18 protein-coding genes are annotated in these 22539 nt (G+C 60.5%); 15 read left to right on the plus strand and 3 right to left on the minus strand.

Annotated features, from left to right (window positions below; genetic code table 11):
• The first annotated feature begins 74 nt into the window (after positions 1-74).
• The 4 genes from rpsL (at position 75) to tuf (ending at position 4462) form a co-directional block, all read left to right on the plus strand.
• Complete coding sequence (rpsL, locus tag OGI63_RS04720) at positions 75-446, plus strand: 30S ribosomal protein S12 (RefSeq protein WP_004269067.1); 372 nt, start codon at positions 75-77, stop codon at positions 444-446.
• Between the two features lie 5 nt (positions 447-451).
• Positions 452-922 (plus strand): 30S ribosomal protein S7, encoded by a 471-nt coding sequence (gene rpsG / locus OGI63_RS04725; protein ID WP_004218876.1) that lies wholly within the window; start codon positions 452-454, stop codon positions 920-922.
• A gap of 33 nt (positions 923-955) precedes the next feature.
• Entirely contained in the window at positions 956-3085 is a 2130-nt protein-coding gene (fusA, locus tag OGI63_RS04730; protein WP_004269068.1) for an elongation factor G, read from the plus strand.
• Between the two features lie 177 nt (positions 3086-3262).
• Positions 3263-4462 (plus strand): elongation factor Tu, encoded by a 1200-nt coding sequence (gene tuf / locus OGI63_RS04735; RefSeq protein ID WP_004218878.1) that lies wholly within the window; start codon positions 3263-3265, stop codon positions 4460-4462.
• Between the two features lie 281 nt (positions 4463-4743).
• Here tuf and OGI63_RS04740 read toward each other — a convergent pair whose 3' ends face one another.
• Both OGI63_RS04740 and OGI63_RS04745 read right to left on the minus strand, forming a co-directional pair.
• Positions 4744-5418, minus strand: a complete 675-nt coding sequence (locus OGI63_RS04740) for a Pr6Pr family membrane protein (protein WP_004218879.1) — start codon at positions 5416-5418, stop codon at positions 4744-4746.
• A 140-nt stretch (positions 5419-5558) separates the two neighbouring features.
• Positions 5559-6128: a hypothetical protein gene (locus OGI63_RS04745; RefSeq protein WP_004218880.1), complete on the minus strand. Its 570-nt coding sequence runs from the start codon at positions 6126-6128 to the stop codon at positions 5559-5561.
• 274 nt (positions 6129-6402) lie between these two features.
• On the opposite strand from OGI63_RS04745, the gene efp reads away from it, so the two are divergent.
• The 6 genes from efp to gmk all read left to right on the plus strand — a co-directional run bounded on the left by efp (position 6403) and on the right by gmk (position 13833).
• Complete coding sequence (gene efp, locus OGI63_RS04750) at positions 6403-6966, plus strand: elongation factor P (RefSeq protein WP_004218881.1); 564 nt, start codon at positions 6403-6405, stop codon at positions 6964-6966.
• A 96-nt stretch (positions 6967-7062) separates the two neighbouring features.
• Positions 7063-7527 carry a transcription antitermination factor NusB gene (nusB, locus tag OGI63_RS04755; RefSeq protein WP_004218883.1) on the plus strand — a complete coding sequence of 155 codons (465 nt, stop codon included), beginning with the start codon at positions 7063-7065 and terminating at the stop codon, positions 7525-7527.
• 73 nt (positions 7528-7600) lie between these two features.
• A complete protein-coding gene (gene carA / locus OGI63_RS04760; RefSeq protein WP_004218884.1) occupies positions 7601-8836 on the plus strand; it encodes a glutamine-hydrolyzing carbamoyl-phosphate synthase small subunit in 1236 nt (411 codons plus the stop codon).
• Positions 8829-12239 carry a carbamoyl-phosphate synthase large subunit gene (gene carB / locus OGI63_RS04765; protein WP_004218885.1) on the plus strand — a complete coding sequence of 1137 codons (3411 nt, stop codon included), beginning with the start codon at positions 8829-8831 and terminating at the stop codon, positions 12237-12239. The genes carA and carB overlap by 8 nt, the downstream gene beginning before the upstream one ends.
• Positions 12236-13207 carry an orotidine-5'-phosphate decarboxylase gene (pyrF, locus tag OGI63_RS04770; protein ID WP_004218886.1) on the plus strand — a complete coding sequence of 324 codons (972 nt, stop codon included), beginning with the start codon at positions 12236-12238 and terminating at the stop codon, positions 13205-13207. The genes carB and pyrF overlap by 4 nt, the downstream gene beginning before the upstream one ends.
• Positions 13204-13833: a guanylate kinase gene (gmk, locus tag OGI63_RS04775; RefSeq protein ID WP_004218887.1), complete on the plus strand. Its 630-nt coding sequence runs from the start codon at positions 13204-13206 to the stop codon at positions 13831-13833. The genes pyrF and gmk overlap by 4 nt, the downstream gene beginning before the upstream one ends.
• Before the next feature lie 96 nt (positions 13834-13929).
• Here the strand turns inward: gmk and ilvD are convergent, their stop codons facing one another.
• Positions 13930-15789 (minus strand): dihydroxy-acid dehydratase, encoded by a 1860-nt coding sequence (ilvD, locus tag OGI63_RS04780; RefSeq protein ID WP_012619949.1) that lies wholly within the window; start codon positions 15787-15789, stop codon positions 13930-13932.
• Positions 15790-15961: 172 nt separating this feature from the next.
• On the opposite strand from ilvD, the gene rpoZ reads away from it, so the two are divergent.
• From rpoZ to fmt, 5 genes are all read left to right on the plus strand, one after another.
• Positions 15962-16246 carry a DNA-directed RNA polymerase subunit omega gene (gene rpoZ / locus OGI63_RS04785; RefSeq protein WP_004218889.1) on the plus strand — a complete coding sequence of 95 codons (285 nt, stop codon included), beginning with the start codon at positions 15962-15964 and terminating at the stop codon, positions 16244-16246.
• 180 nt (positions 16247-16426) lie between these two features.
• Entirely contained in the window at positions 16427-17653 is a 1227-nt protein-coding gene (metK, locus tag OGI63_RS04790; protein ID WP_004218890.1) for a methionine adenosyltransferase, read from the plus strand.
• A 119-nt stretch (positions 17654-17772) separates the two neighbouring features.
• The gene (locus tag OGI63_RS04795; protein ID WP_004218891.1) at positions 17773-19056 is read left to right on the plus strand and encodes an SAM-dependent methyltransferase; all 1284 of its coding nucleotides are present in this window, start codon (positions 17773-17775) and stop codon (positions 19054-19056) included.
• 153 nt (positions 19057-19209) lie between these two features.
• Entirely contained in the window at positions 19210-21453 is a 2244-nt protein-coding gene (locus OGI63_RS04800) for a primosomal protein N' (protein ID WP_004218896.1), read from the plus strand.
• A 117-nt stretch (positions 21454-21570) separates the two neighbouring features.
• Positions 21571-22536 (plus strand): methionyl-tRNA formyltransferase, encoded by a 966-nt coding sequence (fmt, locus tag OGI63_RS04805; RefSeq protein WP_012619951.1) that lies wholly within the window; start codon positions 21571-21573, stop codon positions 22534-22536.
• Positions 22537-22539 lie beyond the last annotated feature (3 nt).

Below are 22539 nucleotides of genomic sequence, written 5' to 3' on the forward strand. Positions count from 1 at the left end.
CCGATTCGGAGAAGTGGGTCACAAAGGCGCGGCTCCACAAAGAAGAACATTACAAACTGAATCGGAGAATCAAGTTGCCTACTATTGAACAGCTTGTCCGCAAGGGACGCAAGGCAAAGCCGAAGAAGTCCAAGACTTTGGCTCTCAAGGGCAGCCCGCTGCGTCGCGGCGTGTGCACGCGTGTTTACACCACCACCCCGAAGAAGCCGAACTCGGCACTGCGTAAGGTCGCTCGTGTTCGTCTGAGCTCCGGCATCGAAGTCACCGCCTATATTCCGGGCGAAGGCCACAACCTGCAGGAGCACTCCATCGTGCTCGTGCGCGGCGGCCGTGTCAAGGATCTGCCGGGCGTGCGTTACCACATCGTGCGTGGTGCACTCGATACCCAGGGCGTCAAGGACCGCAAGCAGGGTCGTTCCCTGTACGGAGCAAAGAAGGCGAAGTAAGAGATATGTCACGTAAAGGACCTTCCAAGAAACACCAGGTGCTTCCAGATCCGATCTACGGCTCGATCGTGGTGGCACAGCTCATCAACAAGATCTTGCTTGACGGCAAGAAGTCGATCGCGGAGGACATCGTCTATTCCGCACTCGATATGGTCAAGGACAAGACCGATCAGGAACCGGTTGCAGTGCTCAAGCGCGCTCTGGACAACATCCGTCCGTCGCTCGAGGTCCGCTCCCGCCGTGTCGGTGGCGCCACCTATCAGGTGCCGGTCGAGGTCAAGCCCGCTCGCGCGAACACGCTGTCGCTGCGCTGGCTGACCGACTTCTCCCGCGCCCGTCGCGAGAAGACGATGGCCGAGCGTCTCGCAAACGAGATCCTCGACGCGTCCAACGGCCTTGGCGCATCCGTCAAGCGTCGTGAAGACACCCACAAGATGGCAGAGGCCAACAAGGCCTTCGCTCATTACCGCTGGTAATTAAGTCGAGCAACGAAGAGTTAAGGAACATTCATGGCACTGGACGTGCTTACCAACCTCAACCAGGTTCGTAACATCGGCATCATGGCACACATCGATGCCGGCAAGACCACCACTACCGAGCGTATTCTGTTCTACACCGGTAAGAACTACAAGATCGGCGAAACCCACGAGGGTGCTTCGACGATGGACTTCATGGCTCAGGAGAAGGAACGCGGCATCACCATCCAGTCCGCTGCGACCACCTGCTTCTGGAACCGCCAGACTCATGATCCGGACGAGAAGTTCCAGATCAACATCATTGACACCCCTGGCCACGTGGACTTCACCGCCGAGGTGGAGCGTTCGCTTCGCGTGCTCGACGGCGCCGTCGCAGTGTTCGACGGCAAGGAGGGTGTGGAGCCCCAGTCGGAGACCGTGTGGCGTCAGGCCGACAAGTACGGCGTTCCGCGCATCTGCTTCATCAACAAGATGGACAAGCTCGGTGCCGACTTCTACTACTCGGTGAGCACCATCAAGGAGAAGCTTGGTGCGACTCCGCTCGTCGTCCAGCTGCCGATCGGTGCTGAGAACGATTTCTCGGGCGTCGTCGACCTCATCCGTATGAAGGCATACGTTTGGAACGACATCAAGGACGACCAGGGTGCCCACTATGACACCGTGGAGATTCCGGACGATCTCAAGGAACGCGCTGAGCAGTACCGTTCCGAACTGCTCGATCAGGTTGCGGAGACCGATGAGGAGCTGCTCGAGAAGTATCTCGAGAACGGCGACCTCTCGGAGCAGGAGATTCGTGGCGCCATCCGTCAGCTCACCATCGCCCGCGAGGCTTATCCGGTGCTCTGCGGTTCCGCCTTCAAGGACAAGGGCGTGCAGCCGATGCTCGATGCCGTTGTTGACTATCTGCCGAGCCCGGAGGACGTTCCTTCCATCGTCGGCTTCGATCCGTCCGATGAATCCGTCGAGATCGACCGCAAGCCCACCATGGACGACCCGTTCTCGGCCCTTGTGTTCAAGATCTCGACGCACCCGTTCTATGGCAAGCTCGTGTTCGTGCGCGTCTATTCCGGCTCCGTCAAGCCGGGCGACAACGTGCTCGATTCCACGAAGGGCAAGAAGGAACGCGTCGGCAAGATCTTCCAGATGCACGCTGACAAGGAGAACCCGGTAGACGCAGCCGAGGCCGGCAACATCTACACCTTCGTGGGCCTCAAGAACGTTACCACCGGTGACACGCTGTGTGACGAGAAGCACCCGATCTCCCTCGAGTCCATGACCTTCCCGGATCCTGTGATCGAGGTGGCCGTGGAGCCGAAGACCAAGGCCGATCAGGAGAAGATGAGCCTGGCCCTCGCCAAGCTCTCCGACGAGGATCCAACCTTCCAGGTGAAGACCGATGAGGAGTCGGGCCAGACCCTCATCTCCGGCATGGGCGAGCTCCAGCTCGACATCATCGTCGACCGCATGCGCCGCGAGTTCAAGGTGGAGTGCAACGTCGGCAAGCCGCAGGTCGCCTACCGCGAGACGATCCGCAAGGCCGTCATGAACCAGGAATACACGCACAAGAAGCAGACCGGTGGTTCCGGCCAGTTCGCGAAGGTGCTCATGAACTTCGAACCGCTCGACACCGAGAACGGCGAAGTCTACGAGTTCGTGAACGAGGTCACCGGCGGCCACATCACCAAGGAATTCATTCCTTCGATCGATGCCGGTGTGCAGGAGGCCATGGAATCCGGTATTCTCGCCGGCTTCCCGGTCGTTGGTGTCAAGGCCACCGTCACCGACGGTCAGGTCCACGACGTCGATTCCTCGGAAATGGCCTTCAAGATCGCCGGCTCCATGTGCTTCAAGGAAGCCGCCCCGAAGGCGAAGCCGGTCATTCTCGAGCCGATCATGGCCGTCGAGGTCCGCACCCCGGAAGAGTACATGGGTGACGTCATGGGCGATCTGAACTCCCGTCGTGGCTCCATCCAGTCGATGAACGACGCCACCGGTGTCAAGGTCATCGACGCAAAGGTGCCGCTGAGCGAGATGTTCGGCTACATTGGCGACCTGCGATCCAAGACCCAGGGTCGTGCAATGTTCACCATGCAGATGGACTCGTATGCTGAGGTCCCGAAGGCCGTCGCAGACGAGATCATCAAGGCCCAGCGTGGCGAGTGACATCCGTTACGAATCACGCACAACACAACTTGAACCTGTCTCCAGTCGGCGCTAGAATTCTGTAGCGCTGACTGGGTTCGGGTCCAAAGTGGCAAAAACCCAGAAACCCAGTAAAATGTAGCAAGTGCCTTGAGTGATCAAGGCTTACTACGAGAACGTCCAGGAGGACAAAAACATATGGCAAAGGAAAAGTACGAGCGTACTAAGCCGCACGTTAACATTGGTACCATCGGCCACGTCGATCACGGCAAGACGACCCTGACTGCAGCAATCTCCAAGGTTCTGCACGATGAGTACCCGGATCTGAACCCTGAGTACGACTTCAACCAGATCGATGCCGCTCCCGAAGAGCAGCAGCGTGGTATCACCATCAACATTGCCCACATCGAGTACCAGACGGCCAAGCGTCACTACGCCCACGTCGACTGCCCGGGCCACGCCGACTTCGTGAAGAACATGATCACCGGCGCTGCCCAGATGGATGGCGCCATCCTCGTTGTGGCCGCCACCGACGGCCCGATGGCCCAGACCCGCGAGCACGTGCTGCTCGCCCGTCAGGTCGGCGTCCCGAAGATCCTCGTCGCTCTGAACAAGTGCGATATGGTCGATGACGAAGAGCTCATCGAGCTCGTCGAAGAAGAGGTCCGCGACCTCCTCGACGAGAACGGCTTCGACCGCGACTGCCCGGTCGTGCACACCTCCGCTTACGGCGCTCTGCATGACGACGCTCCGGATCACGACAAGTGGGTTGCCACCATCAAGGAGCTCATGGACGACGTCGACGAGTACATCCCGACCCCGGTCCACGACCTCGACAAGCCGTTCCTGATGCCGATCGAGGACGTCTTCACCATCTCCGGCCGTGGCACCGTCGTCACCGGTCGTGTCGAGCGCGGCAAGCTGCCGATCAACACGAACGTCGAGATCGTCGGCATCCGCCCGACCCAGACCACCACCGTCACCTCCATCGAGACCTTCCACAAGCAGATGGATGAGTGCGAGGCCGGCGACAACACCGGTCTGCTGCTCCGCGGCATCAACCGCACCGACGTCGAGCGTGGCCAGGTCGTGGCTGCTCCGGGTTCGGTCACCCCGCACACCAAGTTCGAAGGCGAAGTCTACGTCCTTACCAAGGATGAGGGCGGCCGTCACTCGCCGTTCTTCTCGAACTACCGTCCGCAGTTCTACTTCCGCACCACCGACGTCACCGGCGTCATCACGCTGCCGGAAGGCGTCGAGATGGTTCAGCCTGGCGATCACGCGACCTTCACGGTTGAGCTGATCCAGCCGATCGCTATGGAAGAGGGCCTCACCTTCGCAGTGCGTGAAGGCGGCCACACCGTCGGCTCGGGCCGTGTCACCAAGATCCTCGCCTGATTCCAATGAATCAAGCGTGCGACAGACGCGCATGAACTAGCGTTCCCAAAAGGCTCCACAGGAAACTGTGGGGCCTTTTGCGTTGTCCGAAGGCACCGATTCCGAAGTGTCCTTGCGCATATCTGTCAACACAGGGGATCGTCTATCGTGTTGCCGAATGGCAACAGCTCGGGTGGAATTCACCAAGGGGAGAAAAGGAGCACCGCAATCTACAAATAACAAAAGGCGCCGCAACAGCGGCGCCCAGAAACGGCAAAGCTCAATAAAAAACAGTCAGTGGCTCAGTCGGCGGAATCGATGGGTGTGGATTCCTTTGCGGCCGGCATCATACGGTCCACGGCCATCAGAATGTAACCGAGCACAATGAATGCGGCAAGCAGAATCAGGCACCAACGCACCACGCCTGCAATGCCCTGCTGATTGGCATCGATGAAGAAATACGGGTAGAGTTTCGGCACCGCGGTGTCAAAGTTGACCAGCCACGCGCGCATATAGACGAAGGCGAGGTAGACAAGCGGGAACACCGTGGAATAGAGCGGGTACGTCCACTTCACTTTCCTATGCTCGTAGAACAGGAGCCAATCGGCAACGAACATGAGCGGCAGCACCACATGGAACGTGATGCTCGTGACTTTGAAGTTCTCGAGCGGGTTGCGATCCGGTGCATTGGCAAGCAGCAGGTTGAACACGAAGAACGTGAGGAGAATGGCAGTGACCGAAATGAACTTCAAGGCGGGGGAGAGCTTCACATAGCCGTCTTGCTTGCGGTTGGCCGTCTGCACGAGTTCGAAGAACATGACGGCAATGCACAGGTAATTCGACAGGTTCGTGAAATACACGTAGAACACGTTGTCGAAGCTGCCGTCATACATGCCGAAGCTGCCGAGTATTCCCACTATGCCGAATGCACAGTAGAACGATTGGAAAATGAGTTGAGCGGTTCTGCTCCGTACCATAGAAAAACCTTTCCGCAATGCCCCTGAATTCGGGCGACCCGCATATTCTATGACACGATTCCATACAAATACTATGTGGATGCACACAAAATTCGTCATGTTCAAGTGTGCATCCACACAGCAAACCGGGAGTGTTCGCGTTACCTCACGTCGATGGTGTTGAGGCCCTCGGCATGAAGATCCACTTCGGTGACCGTGCGAATCGAATCGTCGGCGGAGAGTTCGATGACCACCGGATTCATTGCCTTGATGGCGGCGTCGGAGAACTCGGTGTGGCCGGACGGCGAGCTCTTGAGCAGGATCATAGGCAGATCGGAGGTGAGCGTTTGCGTGGCATCGTCGATATTGCCGTTTATCATGAGCACCTGACCGTTCTCCTGACCGGAGACATCCATCAGCATGCGAACGATGTCGCCGCGGCGCATGCTTGGGCAGGCGATCGTATCGAGCTTGTCATCGCGAATGATGCGGTGGATCGCATCGACACCCTTGAGCTTGGCATCGATCACCGTGGCGTTCTCGGGAATCTCGGCCAACGCGCCGCTCTCATCGATCACACCGAGTCTTGCGGATTCGGGCAGATTCGCGAGCAGGGACTCGAAGAGCGCGAGCTTGGCGGCGATGGTGGCGCGACCGACGATGATGACCGAACGGCGGTTCGCGAGTGCATCGGTGATGCGTGAATCTTTGATTTCCTCTGACATGGACATCCTTACTCCTTGCACTGCACGGGTGTGCAGACGGCATACAGATTGTTGATATACCCCGTCAATCTGTGGAATGGTGCGAAGATGCCGTGTATTGCCGCCGGGCGAACAGAAAAATGCGGTGCGATGACCAGGCGATGCAGGTCTGAGAAATGGACGCGAACGTGCGTGCACGACGAAAACGGTGTACAACAGTGCACATATGACTGTAGAGAGGTGCTGGCATAATATGCAAGGCTCTATATAGCTGTATAGTCGACACGAATAGGTGAGTAATTTGGCACAGACTACTAACGACATCAAGAACGGTTCCATTCTGAATCTCGATGGCCAGCTCTGGCAGGTCATCAAGTTCCAGCACGTCAAGCCGGGCAAGGGCCCCGCTTTCGTGCGCACCACGATCAAGAACGTGCTCTCCGGCAAGATCGTCGACAAGACATTCAACGCCGGCATGAAGATGGATTTCGAGACCGTCGACAACCGCACGCTGCAGTACTCGTATGAGGACGGCGACAACTTCGTGTTCATGGACATGACCACCTTCGACCAGATCATGATTCCGAAGACGCTCGTGGGCGACAAGGCCAAGTACCTCCTCGAAGGCACCGACTGCATCGTCTCCTTCCACGACGGCCAGCCGCTGTCGGTGGAACTGCCGGCATCCGTCGTGCTCACCATCACCCACACCGAGCCGGGTCTGCAGGGTAACCGTTCGAACGCGGGCACCAAGCCGGCCACCGTCGAGACCGGTGCCGAAATCCAGGTCCCTCTGTTCATCGGCGAGGGCGAGAAGGTGAAGGTCAACACCGACGACGGCTCCTACCTGGGCCGCGAGAACTGAGATCGGCCACTCGCACTCACAGAAGCAGGACTTGCGGGCGGGGATTGGCATCGCATGCCGGTGCCCCGCCCACAGTGAAGAAAAGGATAAGCTTGTATGGCACGTTCGACCGCTCGTCGCAGGGCTCTGAACACGTTGTATGAAGCGGATGAGAAGGGGCAGGATTTCCTGTCCCTTCTTGATGAACGCATCGCTCAGCCCGGTGCACAGACGCCGCTTCCCGAATACGCCATTGAGATTGTGCGTGGCGTGGATGAGCACCGGCGTGACATCGATTCCCAGCTCAATACGCATTCCACCGGTTGGAAGGTCAAGCGCATGCATGCGATCGACCGCAACATTCTGCGCATTGCGACGTGGGAGATTCTCTACAACGACGATGTGCCCGACAAGGTGGCCATTGACGAGGCGCTGAATCTGTCGAAGACGTTGTCAGACGATGCGGCCCCTTCGTTCATTCACGGTGTGTTAAGTGCCATTGTGGCGGCGAAGGACAAGCAGTCCCCGCAGTCCACACCATTGGATGATTCCGACAAGGACGAATCCGACCAAACCAATTAGCAGGTAATCGCGTTCGGCCGGATCGCGACTCTCAACCGGCCGCTTTCCTCAAATACTTTTGACGAATGGGGGTATGGTGACTCAGTTCGATCCGGCGAATGAATACACGGCTCAGGATGCCGTTCTCGTGCTTGAAGACGGGCAGGTGTACGTTGGCGAGCCATTCGGTGCCACGGGATCCACCTGCGCGGAGATCGTGTTCAACACCGCGATGACCGGCTACCAGGAAACACTGACCGACCCGAGCTACGATCGTCAGATCGTGGTGCAGACGTTCCCGCACATCGGCGACACCGGCGTCAACGATGACGATTTGGAATCCTCCCGCATCTGGGTCGCGGGCTATGTGGTGCGCGACCCGAGCATGGTGGTGAGTAACTGGCGCGCCGCAGGGTCGTTGGATGACGATCTCATGGCCAACCACATCGTGGGCATCTCGCATATCGACACCCGCAAACTCGTGCGACACCTGCGCTCGGCAGGTGTGATGCGTGCGGGAATCTTCTCGGGAGCGGCGCTTGTCGGTTCCAACGGCGAGCCCCGCGAGATTTCCGACATGCTCGAAGAGGTGCAACGAACCCCGCAGATGAAGGGCATGAGCCTCTACGACGAGGTGAGCACCCCGGAAGCCTACGTGGTCGAGCCGGCTGGCGACTTCGAAGGCAAGGAGCCGTTGTTCACCGTGGCCGCGGTCGATCTGGGCATCAAGGCCATGACCCCACACCGCATGGCCGAGCGAGGCTGCCGTGTGGTCGTGCTGCCTTCCACCGTCACCTTCGATGAGATTCAGGAACTCAACCCCGACGGGGTGTTCTTCTCGAACGGGCCGGGCGACCCGGAACAGGCCGGCCAGATGGTCTCGTTGCTGCGCCAGGTGCTCGACGCCGGCTACCCGTTCTTCGGCATCTGCTTCGGCAACCAGTTGCTCGGGCGTGCCCTTGGGTTCGGCACCTACAAACTCAAGTTCGGTCATCGTGGCATCAACCAACCGGTCAAGGATGTGACCACAGGCAAGGTGGAGGTCACCGCCCACAATCATGGCTTCGCAGTGGATGCGCCAATCGGTGAGACGGTGGACGCCCCGTTTGAGAACGGTCGGTACGGCAAGGTGTTCGTGAGCCATGTCGATCTCAACGACAATGTGGTGGAAGGCCTGCAGTGCGTCGATATTCCGGCGTTCTCGGTGCAGTATCACCCCGAGGCGGCGGCTGGACCGCATGATGCCGCCTATCTATTCGACCGCTTCGTTTCCATGATGGACAATTCCCGAGATTCCAAGGCTTCCAAGGAGGAGAACGCGAATGCCTAAGCGCACAGACATCAAGTCGGTGATGGTCATTGGCTCCGGCCCGATCGTGATCGGCCAGGCGGCCGAATTCGATTACTCGGGCACCCAGGCATGCCGGGTGCTGCGCGAGGAAGGCGTGCGGGTCATTCTCGTCAACTCGAATCCCGCCACGATCATGACCGATCCGGAGATGGCCGATGCCACCTACATCGACCCGATCTCGACTCCCATTCTCGAGAAGATCATCGCCAAGGAACGCCCGGATGCATTGCTGCCCACGCTTGGCGGCCAGACCGCATTGAACGCCGCAGTGGCTCTTGGCGAGGCCGGTGTGCTCAAGAAATACAATGTGGAGCTCATCGGCGCCTCGCTGGAAGCCATCGACCGCGGTGAGGACCGCGAGTCGTTCAAGAAGGTGGTGAAGGAGGCAGGCGCCGAGTCGGCGCGCTCCGACATCGCCCACACCTTGGAGGAAGTGGACGCCATTGCCGAACGATTCGGCTTCCCGCTGGTCGTGCGTCCGTCGTTCACCATGGGAGGCCTTGGCTCAGGCATCGCGCATGACACCGAGGAGCTGCACCGCATCGCCGGTGCTGGCATTCACTATTCGCCGACCGACGAGGTGCTCATCGAAGAGGGCATTGAGGGCTGGAAGGAATACGAGCTCGAGCTCATGCGCGACCGCAACGACAACGTCGTGGTCGTCTGCCCGATCGAGAACGTCGACCCGGTCGGCGTGCACACCGGCGACTCGATCACCGTCGCCCCGGTCTTCACGCTGACCGACCGCGAGTATCAGAAGCTGCGTGACATTGGCATCGCAATCATTCGCGGTGTGGGTGTCGACACCGGCGGCTGCAACATCCAGTTCGCCATTCACCCCGACACGGGCCGCATCATCGTCATCGAGATGAACCCACGCGTATCGCGTTCCTCCGCGCTGGCGTCGAAGGCCACAGGCTTCCCGATCGCCAAGATAGCCACGAAGCTCGCGCTCGGCTATACGCTCGACGAGATCCAGAACGACATCACGAGGTCGACACCTGCCAGCTTCGAGCCCACCATCGACTATGTGGTCACCAAGGTGCCGCGGTTCGCTTTCGAGAAGTTCCCGGGCGCCGATCCGACGCTGACCACTTCGATGAAGTCGGTGGGCGAGGCCATGGCCTTGGCTGGGAACTTCCAGGAGTCGCTTGGGAAGGCCATGCGCTCCATAGACAAACGCCATATGGGCTTCAGCTGGGACGGCGAGAAGCCTAGCGAGGGCGAGGTGCACGAGCTGCTCGAGCAGATGCGCATTCCCACCGAACACCGTTACCTGCAGGTCATGCGTGCGATCTGGGGAGGTGCGACGCCGGAACAAATCTTCAACGCCACGAAGATCGACCCGTGGTTCATCGACCAGTTCTTCCAGATTAACGCTACCGCCATGCAGGTGCGCGGCGCAGAGACGCTCTCGAAGCGCCTGCTCAGGAAGGCGAAGCTCGCTGGTCTGTCGGACGTGCAGATCGCACATCTGCGCAGACTCGGTGACGAAGGCGAAAACACGATTCGCGAACTGCGCTGGAACTACGGGCTGCACCCGGTGTTCAAGACGGTCGATACCTGTGCCGCCGAATTCGCCGCGCAAACACCGTACTACTATTCGTGCTATGCCGATGAGACCGAACTGCGCAAGAGGGAACGCGAGGCTGTGATCATTCTCGGCTCCGGACCCAACCGCATCGGCCAGGGCATCGAGTTCGACTACACATGCGTGCACGCTGTGCAGGAGCTCGGCAAGGACTATGACACGATCATGGTCAACTGCAATCCCGAAACCGTGTCCACCGACTACGACATGTCGGATCGCCTATATTTCGAACCGCTCACCTTCGAAGACGTGCTTGAGATCTATGAGGCCGAGAAGAAGCAGGGCCCGATCAAGGGTGTGATCGTGCAGCTCGGTGGCCAGACGCCGCTTTCGCTCGCCGCACGTCTCAAGGCCGCCGGCGTGCCGATTCTCGGCACGACCCCCGAGGCCATCGACTTGGCCGAGAACCGTGAGCTGTTCGGTGAGGTGCTGCGTCAGGAACATCTCAACGCGCCGCGTTTCGGCACCGCGCTGAGCCTCGAAGAGGCCCGTGAGGCCGCCCACAACATCGGCTACCCGGTGCTGGTGCGCCCCAGCTACGTGCTCGGCGGCCGCGGCATGGAGATCGTGTACGACGATGCGCAGCTGGAGACCTATGTGAACCGCGCACTGAGTGAGGCGAAAGCCGACACCGTGGTGTCGGGGCGTCTTCCCTCCCCGTTGCTCATCGACAAGTTCCTGCAGGACGCCATCGAAATCGACGTCGATGCGCTGTTCGATGGCGAGGAACTGTATATCGGCGGCATCATGGAACACATTGAGGAGGCGGGCGTCCATTCCGGCGACGCTGCCTGTACATTGCCGCCGAGCACGCTGAGCGACGACCAGATTCGACGTCTGCGCGAGGCGACCCTGGCCATAGCCAAGGGTTGCCAGGTACGCGGTCTCATGAATGTGCAGTATGCCTTCATGGCCAACACGTTGTATGTGATCGAGGCGAATCCACGCGCTTCGCGCACCGTGCCGTTCGCATCCAAGGCCACCGGCGTGGCTCTGGCGAAGGCCGCGGCCCGCATCATGGCAGGCGAAACGATTGAGCAGCAGCGTGAGAACGGCTTGTTGCTGCCTTATGGCGATGGCGGCGATGTGCGCCTCGGCCAGCAGGTCGCCGTGAAGGAATCGGTGCTGCCGTTCAAGCGCTTCCGCACGCCGGTCGGCAAGACCGTCGACATTCTGCTTGGGCCCGAGATGCGTTCCACCGGCGAGGTGATGGGATTCGACCGCGATTTCCCGCATGCTTTCGCCAAGAGCCAGCTGGCCTCCTACGAGGGGGGACTGCCGACGAACGGCAACGTGTTCATCTCGGTGAACGACACCGACAAGCGTCAGCTGCCGTTGTTCGCCGTGCGTCTGGTGGAGCTTGGGTTCGAGATCTGGGCCACCGAGGGCACCGCATCGGTGCTGCGCCGCTACGGCATCGAATCGAAGATCGTCGACAAGATTCACAGCCGGGTGGACACCGATCCGGAGCATCCGATTGAAATCCAGCATGCCGCGGGTAGCGTTGGCAAGAACGTCGTCGAGCTCATCGAGGAAGGCCAGATCGATCTCATCCTCAACACGCCGAACTCCCGTGGCTCCCGATCCGACGGCTATTCGATCCGTGCCGCGGCCATTGCCGCCGACATTCCGCAGTACACAACGATGACGGAGTTCTCCGCGGTGCTGTTGGCCATCGAAGCCGTGAAGAAGAACGACTACGAGGTGATGAGCATTCAGGAGCACTCCCGTGAGCTCTACGAACTCGAACGCAAGCACAAGGAAGAAGGAGAGGAAGCGCGGGCGCAATGACACAATCGCTCACAGACAAGGAACGCGAGGCCATGCACTCCGACTTCGGATTGCGGCTGAGCAACTCAATGAAGCAATACGGGCCGCTATGCGTGGGCATTGACCCGCATAGGGGCGTGCTCGAGAACTGGGGGTACAGCGTCGACGCCGAAGGCGCGGAGCTCTTCGCCATGCGTATGCTTCAGGCGGCCAGCGGCAGGGCCGCAGCCGTCAAGTTCCAGCTCTCCATGTTCGAACGCTACGGCTCCCGCGGTTTCGTGGCGCTGGAACGCGCCCTGTACGCGGCCCGCCAGATGGAGCTCATCACCATTGTCGACTGTCTGCATGGCGGCTTGTCGACCACCATCTCGGCCATTGCCGACGCCTATTTCAAGCCAGATGCGCCCATGCTTGCCGATGCGATCACGTTGTTGCCATACTACGGTGCGCGGTCGCTCGGTGGTGTGATCAACGATGCGCTTGACAATGGGAGGGGAGTCTTCATCGCCTCGCTCACGTCGAACCCGGAGGGCGCGAGTCTGCAGACCGCAATCCGCCAGAATGGCGAGTACAAAGGCAAGACGGTGGCCTATGGCATCGCCGCGACCGCTCAGAAGTACAATAAATCAGTGAAGGGCCTCGGTTCGGTCGGACTCATCATTGGCGCGACCATCAGCCAATGGCTGCAGGAAAGCGGCATCGAACCGGGCGATTTCACGGGGCCGATCCTCTCGCCGGGCTACGGTTGGCAAGGTGCGGAGGGCAGCGATCTGAAGAACGTGTTCCATGGCACCAACGGCAATGTGTTGGTGACGGTGTCCCGCGCGATTTCGCAAAGCGGGCCCGACATGGACGCGCTCATCGAAAGCACCCAGACCATTGCCGCCGATGTACGCAAGGCATTGCGCGAAGCCATCGACGGCACGTCGACGGCGCCACGCGGACACATGGCGAATCCGAAAGGATTGCGCACTTGGGAGGAACAATGAGCGAACAATCCCGGCAATCGCAGGCAACCGAGCGGCAAGGCGGCCGGCTGATCGTACTCACCGGCCCCACAGCCGTGGGCAAGGGCACCGTCGAGACGGCGTTACGCAAGGCGCATCCGGAGGTCTGGGTTTCGGTCTCCGCCACCACGCGCGATCCACGGCCGGGGGAACGCGATGGCGTGAACTACTGGTTCATAAGCGAACCCGAATTCCTGCGCAGGCAGGAGGCGGGGGAGTTCCTCGAAACCGCCGTCGTTCATGGCATGGCGCACTACGGCACGCCGTTGGAACCCGTACGTGAGCACTTGGCAGGGAACGTGCCGACAATCCTCGAGATCGACCTGCAGGGTGCGCGCCGCGTCAAGGAGCGCGCGAAGGAACTCGGACTCGACGTGGTTTACGTGTTCATCGCGCCACCAAGCTTCGACGAGCTCAAGAAACGTCTGATCGGGCGTGGGACGGAGACGCCTGAACAGCAGGCGAAGCGGCTCGAGACCGCGAAGGTGGAGCTGGCGGCGGAGCCCGAGTTCGATGTGACGATCGTGAACGAGCAGGTGGACAAAGCGGCACGGGACCTGTGGAATGTCATCGCACAGGAATACGGCTTGCCACAGGATACCGACTGACGGCATGCGGCATCGAATGCGAGTGGGGGTGCCACCGAGGAAATCGGTGGCACCCCCACTCGCATAGGTTCTAGGTATCGAGGATTCCCAGCCGAATCAGGCCAGTCCCGAAAGACGGTCGATGAGCTCGGGGTCGCGGGTGGCGCCCTTGTCGGCCGACCTGGCGAAGGCGGCGAAGGCCTTGAGTGCTTGGCTCACTTTGCGATCACGGTGTGCGACATAGCCATCGCCGGCCTCGAGTTTGGCACGGCGCTCGGCGAGTTCCTCGTCGGTCAGCTCGACGTTGATCGTGCGGTTCGGGATGTCGATGGTGATGATGTCGCCGTTCTCGACGAGCGCGATGTTGCCGCCGCTCGCCGCCTCAGGCGCCACATGGCCGATCGACAGGCCCGAGGAGCCGCCCGAATAGCGGCCGTCGGTGATCAGTGCGACGTCCTTGCCTATGCCCTTGCCTTTGACGAACGAGGTCGGGTAGAGCATCTCCTGCATGCCCGGGCCGCCCTTCGGTCCCTCATAACGGATGATGAGTGCCTGACCTGGTTTCAGCGTGTCGTTGAGAATGACCTCGACCGCCTGCTCCTGCGATTCGACGACGAGCGCGGGACCACGGAACTTCCAGATCTCCTTCGGCACACCTGCGGTCTTCACCACGGCGCCATCCGGGGCGAGGTTGCCGCGCAACACGGCGAGACCGCCTTCGGTCACGGCGGGATGGTCGATGTCGTGGATCGCGCCGTTCACACGGTCGGTGTCAAGCGAATCGAATTTCGTCTCATGGGTCCATGGCTCGGGGGAGACGATGTGGCCCGGAGCCGCCCTGTAGAAGTCCTTGGCGTATTCGGTGCAGGAGTCGCGCATGATGTCCCACTCGTCGAGCTTGGCCTCGAGCGAGGGGTAGTCGATCGAATGCACATCGCGGTGGAGCTTGCCGGCACGGTCGAGCTCACCCAGGATTCCGGTGATGCCTCCGGCTCGGTGCACGTCGGAGATCTCCCATTCGCCGGATGGCGATGCCTTGCAGATGCACGGCACAGTATGCGAGATGCGTTCGATGTCATTGAGTGTGAAGTCGACGTCCGCAGACTGTGCCATCGCGAGAATGTGCAGCACGGTGTTCGTCGAGCCGCCCATCGCCACATCCATCGTCATGGCGTTCTCGAAGGCGTGCTTCGTGGCGATCGAACGGGGGAGCACGGATTCGTCGTCATGCTGGTAGTACTGGTTGGCGATCTTGACCACCTGTTGTGCCGCCCGTTCGAACAGCTGCTTGCGGTAGCCGTGCGAGGCGAGCACCGTGCCGTTGCCGGGCAGTGCAAGGCCGATCGCCTCCGTGAGGCAGTTCATCGAGTTCGCGGTGAACATGCCGGCGCATGAGCCGCATGTCGGGCACACGGTGCGCTCGAAGGCGAGGAGGTCGTCGTCGCTCATGGAGTCGTCGGCAGAGGCGTACATGACGTCGATGAGATCGGTGTTCTCCTTCACGGTGCCGTCCGGCAGCACGGTGGTGCCGGCTTCCATGGGGCCGCCGGAGACGAACACGGTCGGAATGTTGAGACGCAATGCCGCCATGAGCATGCCCGGTGTGATCTTGTCGCAGTTCGAGATGCAGATCAGCGCGTCCGCACAATGCGCGTTCACCTGGTATTCCACCGTATCGGCGATGATCTCGCGGCTAGGCAGGGAGTACAGCATGCCGGTGTGCCCCATGGCGATGCCGTCGTCGACGGCCATCGTGTTGAACTCACGCGGGATGCCGCCGGCCTTCTTCACGGCCTCGGAGACGAGACGCCCAACTTTGTTGAGATGTACGTGCCCGGGGACGAATTCGTCGAAGGAGTTGGCAATGGCGACGATCGGCTTGCCGAAATCCTTGCTGTCAACGCCGGCCGCACGGTAGAGCGCGCGGGCACCGGCGAACATTCGTCCGTTCATGATTTTTGCAGATCGCATTTCCATAAGCATCTATTCAACTCGAACTTCGCGGAGAGTGGGCAAGGCTTCCGCATGCTGGAATTTTCGGCCATAATCTCAACAGAATAGGTACATCTGTCAGAGTTTGCCTATTTTCGTCGACTTGAGGTATACTGAACCTTTGCATAAGCATTTGCTAGTGATTTGGAGATTTCAAATGGCATTCGGCACTGAGCCTATCCCGACCGGTCTTGCGGATCCGCCGATCGACGACCTCATGGAGCATGCGGATTCCAAGTACGCATTGGCCATTTTCGCTGCCAAGCGTGCTCGCCAGATCAATTCCTACTTCACGCAGCTCAATGAGGGTCTGCTGCAGAACGTCGGTCCGCTCGTCGAGTACAAGAGCCAGGAGAAGCCGTTGTCGATCGCGTTCCGCGAGATCAACGAAGGCCTGCTTGAGGAGACGCTCGGCGAAGACGATCTGAGCGAAGGAAACTAGACTTTCACGAACATGCATGTGCGCCCTGCCGGATATTGGTGGGGCGTTTTTGTTTTGGCGGCCAACCCGGTTTGACCGCGAATCCAGGTGGTGCTAAGTTACGCTTGCGTATGAAAGTAGCGAAGATGTGATTGAATTGTGGAGACAAACGCCCGCATATTGAAATAGAGAGGAGGAGTCATGGCAGAAGTGAAGCTGATCTCCGCGGAATCCGTTACCGAAGGACATCCCGACAAGATCTGTGATCAGATTTCCGACGCCATTCTCGACGACATGCTCCGCCAGGACCCGCATTCACATGTGGCGGTGGAGACATCCGCCACGAAGGGCCAGTTCTGGGTGTTCGGCGAAGTGACGAGCAAAGGGTACTCCGACATCCAGAGCATTGTGCGCGACACAGTGCGTAGGATCGGGTACACCAGCTCGGTGATTGGTCTGGATGCGGATTCCTGTGGCGTTCTTGTTTCACTGAGCGAACAAAGCCCTGAAATCAACCAAGGTGTTTCCCGGATCGACTCGGACCGGGAGAACGCCGTCTCGCGCGAGGAGCGCTACGAGGCACAAGGAGCGGGCGACCAGGGTGTCATGTTCGGTTATGCAAGCGACGAAACCGATGTGCTCATGCCATTGCCGATCCATCTGGCACATCGCCTGGCATATCGGCTCGCAGAGGTGCGTAAGAACGGCGAGGTGAAGTTCCTGCGCCCCGACGGCAAGACGCAGGTAACCATTGAATACGACGAGGAGAACAGGCCGCTGCGCGTCGATACCGTGCTCATCTCCACACAGCATGATCCCGAGGTCTCGCAGGAGGCATTGCGCGAGGATCTGCGGGAGCATGTGATCGAGCCGGTGCTCGATGAGGTGCTGGGGGATGCGGTGAAGCACGACGACTACCGCGTGCTCGTCAATCCGACAGGTTCGTTCATCATGGGCGGTCCGGCAGCGGATGCAGGGCTGACCGGTCGCAAGATCATCGTCGACACCTATGGCGGTGCGGCCCATCATGGCGGCGGCGCGTTCTCGGGCAAGGATCCGAGCAAGGTGGATCGTTCCGCGGCCTATGCCGCACGTTGGGTCGCCAAGAACATCGTGGCCGCGGGTTTGGCCCATAAGGTCGAGGTGCAGGTTGCCTACGCCATCGGCGTGGCCGAGCCGGTGAGCATCAATGTGGAGACCTACGGCACCGAGGCGGACGGCGTGACCCGCGAGCAGATTCAGGAAGCCGTGCGCAAGGTGTTCGATCTGCGTCCTGCCGCGATTGTGGACGAGCTCGACCTGCTGCGTCCGATCTACTCGAAGACGGCTGCGTACGGCCACTTCGGACGTGAGGACGATGACTTCACTTGGGAGCACACCAACAAGGTCGATGAGCTCAAGCGGGCCATCGCCACCCTCGTCGACTGATACGAATACCACCAAGTCCATCCCGGCAAGCTGCTTATGCAGGATGGGCAACGGCATATCTCAATGCAACAGCTGCACCGAATGCGCCGTGCAGCAAGGAATCTCCAAAGGAGATGAATATGGCCGCAATGACCGTGGCACAGATGATCGAGCTGTTCCTCAAGCCGGGTGCACCTGTGCATATTGAAAGTTTCGATGGGTCGTCGTATGGGTCCGACGATGCTCCGCTGACGTTGCAGGTGAAGAACTCGCGCGCCATCTACTACATGGTGAATGCGCCGAGCGAGCTCGGCCTGGCCCGCGCCTACCTGCAGGGGGACATCGATTCGCCGCAGCTCGTGCCCGGCAATCCATATGCGCTGTTCAAGGAACTCGTACCGCTCAAGTCGTACCTGCGTACACCAAATCCAGCCCAACTGGCCAAGGCGCTCGCTTCGGTGGCCTCCCATGGGTTCCACCGTCCCGCGCCTCCCGATATCGAGGGCCCAAGCCGTGCCCGCCGCATCAGCGAAGGACTGCTGCCGCATTCGAAGGCCGGCGACGAGGCCACGGTGAGCTACCATTACGATCAGTCGAACGAATTCTATTCGATGTTCCTGGGACCATCCATGACCTACACCTGCGCGGTGTTCGACTCCCCGCTCATGTCGCTCGAGGCCGCGCAGAAGAACAAGATCGACCTCGTGCTCGACAAGCTCGCACTCCAGCCGGGAGAACGACTGCTCGACATAGGTTGCGGTTGGGGGTCCATGGTGATCGAAGCTGCCAAGCGCGGCATCAAGGCCCTCGGCGTCACGCTGAGCGAGGAGCAGGTCGAATGGGCTCAGCGCTGGATCAAAGACGAAGGACTGGAGGACCTCGCCGAGGTGCGACTCATGGACTATCGTGACGTTCCCGAAGGCGATTTCGACGGCATCTGCTCCATCGGCATGATGGAGCATGTCGGGCACAAGCACTACCCGTCGTATTTCAAGGAGATCTACGCCAAGCTCAAGCCGGGCGCCAAATTGCTCAACCACCAGATCACCCGGTGCAACTCGCATCAGGGCAAGAAAGCCGGTCAGTTCATCGACCGTTACATATTCCCGGACGGCGAGCTCTCCTCACCGGCCGAGATCGAGATGGTGATCCAAGACACGGGCTTCGAGGTGATCAATCAGGAGAACCTCCGCCAGCACTATGCACTCACGCTGCACCGTTGGAACGAGAATCTGGTGGCGCATTGGGATGACGCCGTCAAGCTCGTCGGTGAGCCGAAGGCCCGTTTGTGGGGGCTCTATATGGCCGGTTGCGCGTTCAATTTCGAGATGAACAACATTCAGGTGCATCAGTTCCTCGCCATCAAACCAAACGATGAGGGCACTGACACCTACCCGTTGCGTCCATGGTGGCCGAACCACTGAGTCGGTAAGCTGACGCCCACGTGGAAAGCGGCATGCTCATACGCATGCCGCTTTTTCGTATGTATGGAGCTGGACACGCGCATGCTGACGCCTTTACCTGAATGAGGGGAGAGCCTAGACTGGGGCACTATGAGTGGAACACCCGAAGAAGCGATGCAGCCGGCTTTCGACGGCATGGGCATGCGGCGGCGCTCGCCGCGCAAGGCAGCGCCCAGAAAGCCTGCTGCCCAGCTGCCGGTGGCGCGGGTGGTGCTGGATGTGCAGGCCACGCATCTGGGGCAGCCCTTCGACTATTTCGTCGACGACAGCATGAGCGAAGCCGCTCAGCCGGGTGTTCTGGTCCGGGTCAGATTCGGAGGCCAGCGCGTCAGCGGCATTATTTGGGAACGGGTGAACGACAGCGATACGCCGACAAATGCCATTCGCTACATCGAGAAGGTCGTTTCGCCGCGCGTGCTCGTACCGAGCCAGATGCGCCGTGACATCACCGCCGTGGCCAATGCCTACGGCGGCACCATAGCGAACGTGCTGCGCGTGGCCATGCCGGGCAGGGTCGCCGGCGTGGAGAAGGAGCCCAATGCCACCATGCAATCGGCAAGCGACGTGGAGTCGGCTGCCGATGAGGCGTCCTATGCCGATTCGCCGATGGTTGATCGCAGGGGTCGTTTCGCCTCACGTGCCGAAGACCATTTCCCCGTGATCGCCAAAGCCTATGAGCAGGCACAGACCCTACGTGCCTCACTCACCGCACCGCAGGGGTTCTCGGCGTTCGTCATCGATGCCCTTCCGGGGGTCGGTGCATGGGAACGGACACTGGCCTGGATGGCGCTCACCGCCATGGGGGCGGGGAAATCCGCCGTGCTGGTGATGCCCGGCATGCGTGAGGTGTGGAGCATGGTGCATGCGCTGGAGAACATGGGACTCCATGTGTTTGCGCCAAATGCCAGGCAGATATACGAGGGTGACATCGCGGTGTTGAGTGCAGCGCTCTCGCCGGCCGACAGATACCGGGCGTATCTGGCGATTGGCGAGGGGCGGGTCACTTGCGTGGTGGGTACGAGGGCGGCCATGTATGCGCCCGTACCGGACGAGGCGCTGTTTGCGATTGTGGACGACGACGCCTACCAGTATGCGGATGGCCTCATGCCCTATGCGAATGCGCGTGGTGTGTGCCGTCTGCGTGCCAAGCTCCATGGAGGCGTCTTCGTCGCAATCGGAAGGGCGCGTAGCGTGTTGAGTGAATGGGAAAGCCAAACCTCCTCGGTCGTGTCGGAGGTCGCTGGTCCGAGTGTGGCGGTGCACGGCTTTTCCGATGTGATTAAAAGCCAGGCACCGCCGGTACGGTGGCTGAACCGTGACGAACTCAACCGGCTCGCCGATCCCAGCGTCGGTGCCAGGGTACCGCACACTGCGGTGCGTGTGCTGTCGAAGGCGCTTGAGCATGGCCCCATGCTGTTCTCCATACCGCACGATGGCGTCACCGAGTCGTTGAGTTGCGCGCAGTGCCTGCAACTGGCTCGATGCCTGCGTTGCAGCGGGCCATTGGTGCGTATTCCCGGGGCCGATGCCCCGCGATGCAGCTGGTGTGGCGCATCAGCAGTGGACTGGCATTGCAGGCATTGCGGAGCAGAGCGGTTGCGCGTGATCCGTGTGGGGGCGGTGGGAACCGTGCAGGAATTGCAGGGCCTATTCCGTGGCGTTCCCATGCTCGTGTCGAGCCAAAGCCAAGGGGTTGTGGATCATGTGGATGCCGCCCCGCGCATTGTCGTCGCCACTCCCGGATGCGAACCCATGGTGCATACGCAAGATGGTACGACGGGAGCCTACGAGGCGGTGGCGATTCTCGATGCCTGGACGAGTCTGTACGATCTGCGTCTCGATGCTCGCGTGGATGTGCTGTCCAATTGGATGCAGGCGATGTCGCTGTGCAAATCACGTGCCGCCGGAGGCAGGGGACTGCTGATCGGCGAGACGTATCCGACTCTGGCTCGTTCGCTCATGCTCTGGGATCCCCGCGTGGTTGCGAGCAATGAGCTCGCGGACCGCATTGCGACGGGGCTGCCCCCAATCGTCAGTGCCGCCTGCATTTGGGGGAGACGTGATGCGGTGGAACGTGCCCTGCACAACATAGGCATTGCGAACGGAGATTGGGCATGGGTGGAAAGCGGAGAAGGGAAGGTCCCCTCACTGCTCGGCATCACCCCTCTCGCTCCAGATCGCACGATCGATGCCCGTGAACTCGATGAGATGGGCGATAGGGTGAAGGCGGTCGTGCGCGTCTCGCATGCCCGACGTGCCGAACTCGCATTGCGGCTGCGCACTGAGGTGGCGCGTCACGTGGCCTCTCGCGAAAGTGGGGAACTGCGGTTCAGAATGGACCCGAAAGATCTGCTGTGAGGCGGCATCCGACTCAGCTGTGACCGTAAGCCGACTGCCTGCGCCTTGTGCGTACTATGCTTGGGATTCAGTGAAAACCACAGCCCATGAGTTGCACGGGCGGAAGAGAGGACATCAATGTTACGAGTGCTGTTCGCGGGAACCCCGGAGGTGGCGGTTCCCTCTTTGCGTATGTTGGCCAAAGACACCGAGCATTTCGAAGTGGTCGCAGTGCTCACCCGGCCTGACGCGCCCACGGGGCGCGGCCGTAAGATTATGCCCAGCCCGGTGAAAATGGCCGCTCGTGAACTTGGCCTCGATGTCATCGAATGCGATCCGGCCGACGAATGCTTCCTCTCCGCATTGAAGGCCACCGGAGCACAATGTGCGGCGGTGGTGGCCTACGGCAAGATCCTGCGTGAATCGGTGCTGGAGGCGCTGCCGCTGGGATGGTACAACCTGCATTTCTCGCTGCTGCCGCAGTGGCGTGGTGCCGCTCCGGTTCAGCGCGCGATCTGGGCTGGCGACGAAGTGACCGGATGCTCGGTGTTCCGCATCACTGCAGGTATGGATCGTGGGCCGGTGCTCGGGCAGAGCACGGTGACCATAGGTGCGCATGAGAATGCCGGCGAGCTGCTCGACCGTCTCGCCGAAGATGGCGCCGGTCTGCTTGCGGCATCGCTGCAGGCCCTTGACGAAGGAGTCGTCAACGCCGTCGATCAGCCGGCAGGCTCCTACGATGTCGCCGCCAAGATCACCACGCAGGATGCCCACATGCGTTTCGACGTGCCGGCTTTCGCGCTTGATCGCCAGATTCGCGCCTGCACGCCGGCGCCGGGGGCATGGGCGAATCTACATCCACATGGTGATGATGCCAACGAGACGCTGCATGTGTCGAAGGCCATCCCGGCCGATATGACGGCCGATGAATCACCTCGGAATCTCAAGCCGGGTGAGCTGCACGTCACCAAGCATCACGTGTGGGTGGGCACTTCCACCGACCCGTTGGAACTGCTGGTTGTCAAGGCCGCGGGCAAGCGAGAGATGGGGGCTCCGGAGTGGGCCCGCGGCGCACATCTGGCTGAAGGTGCCTATCTCGACTGACGT

Source organism: Bifidobacterium sp. KRGSERBCFTRI (assembly GCF_025908335.1).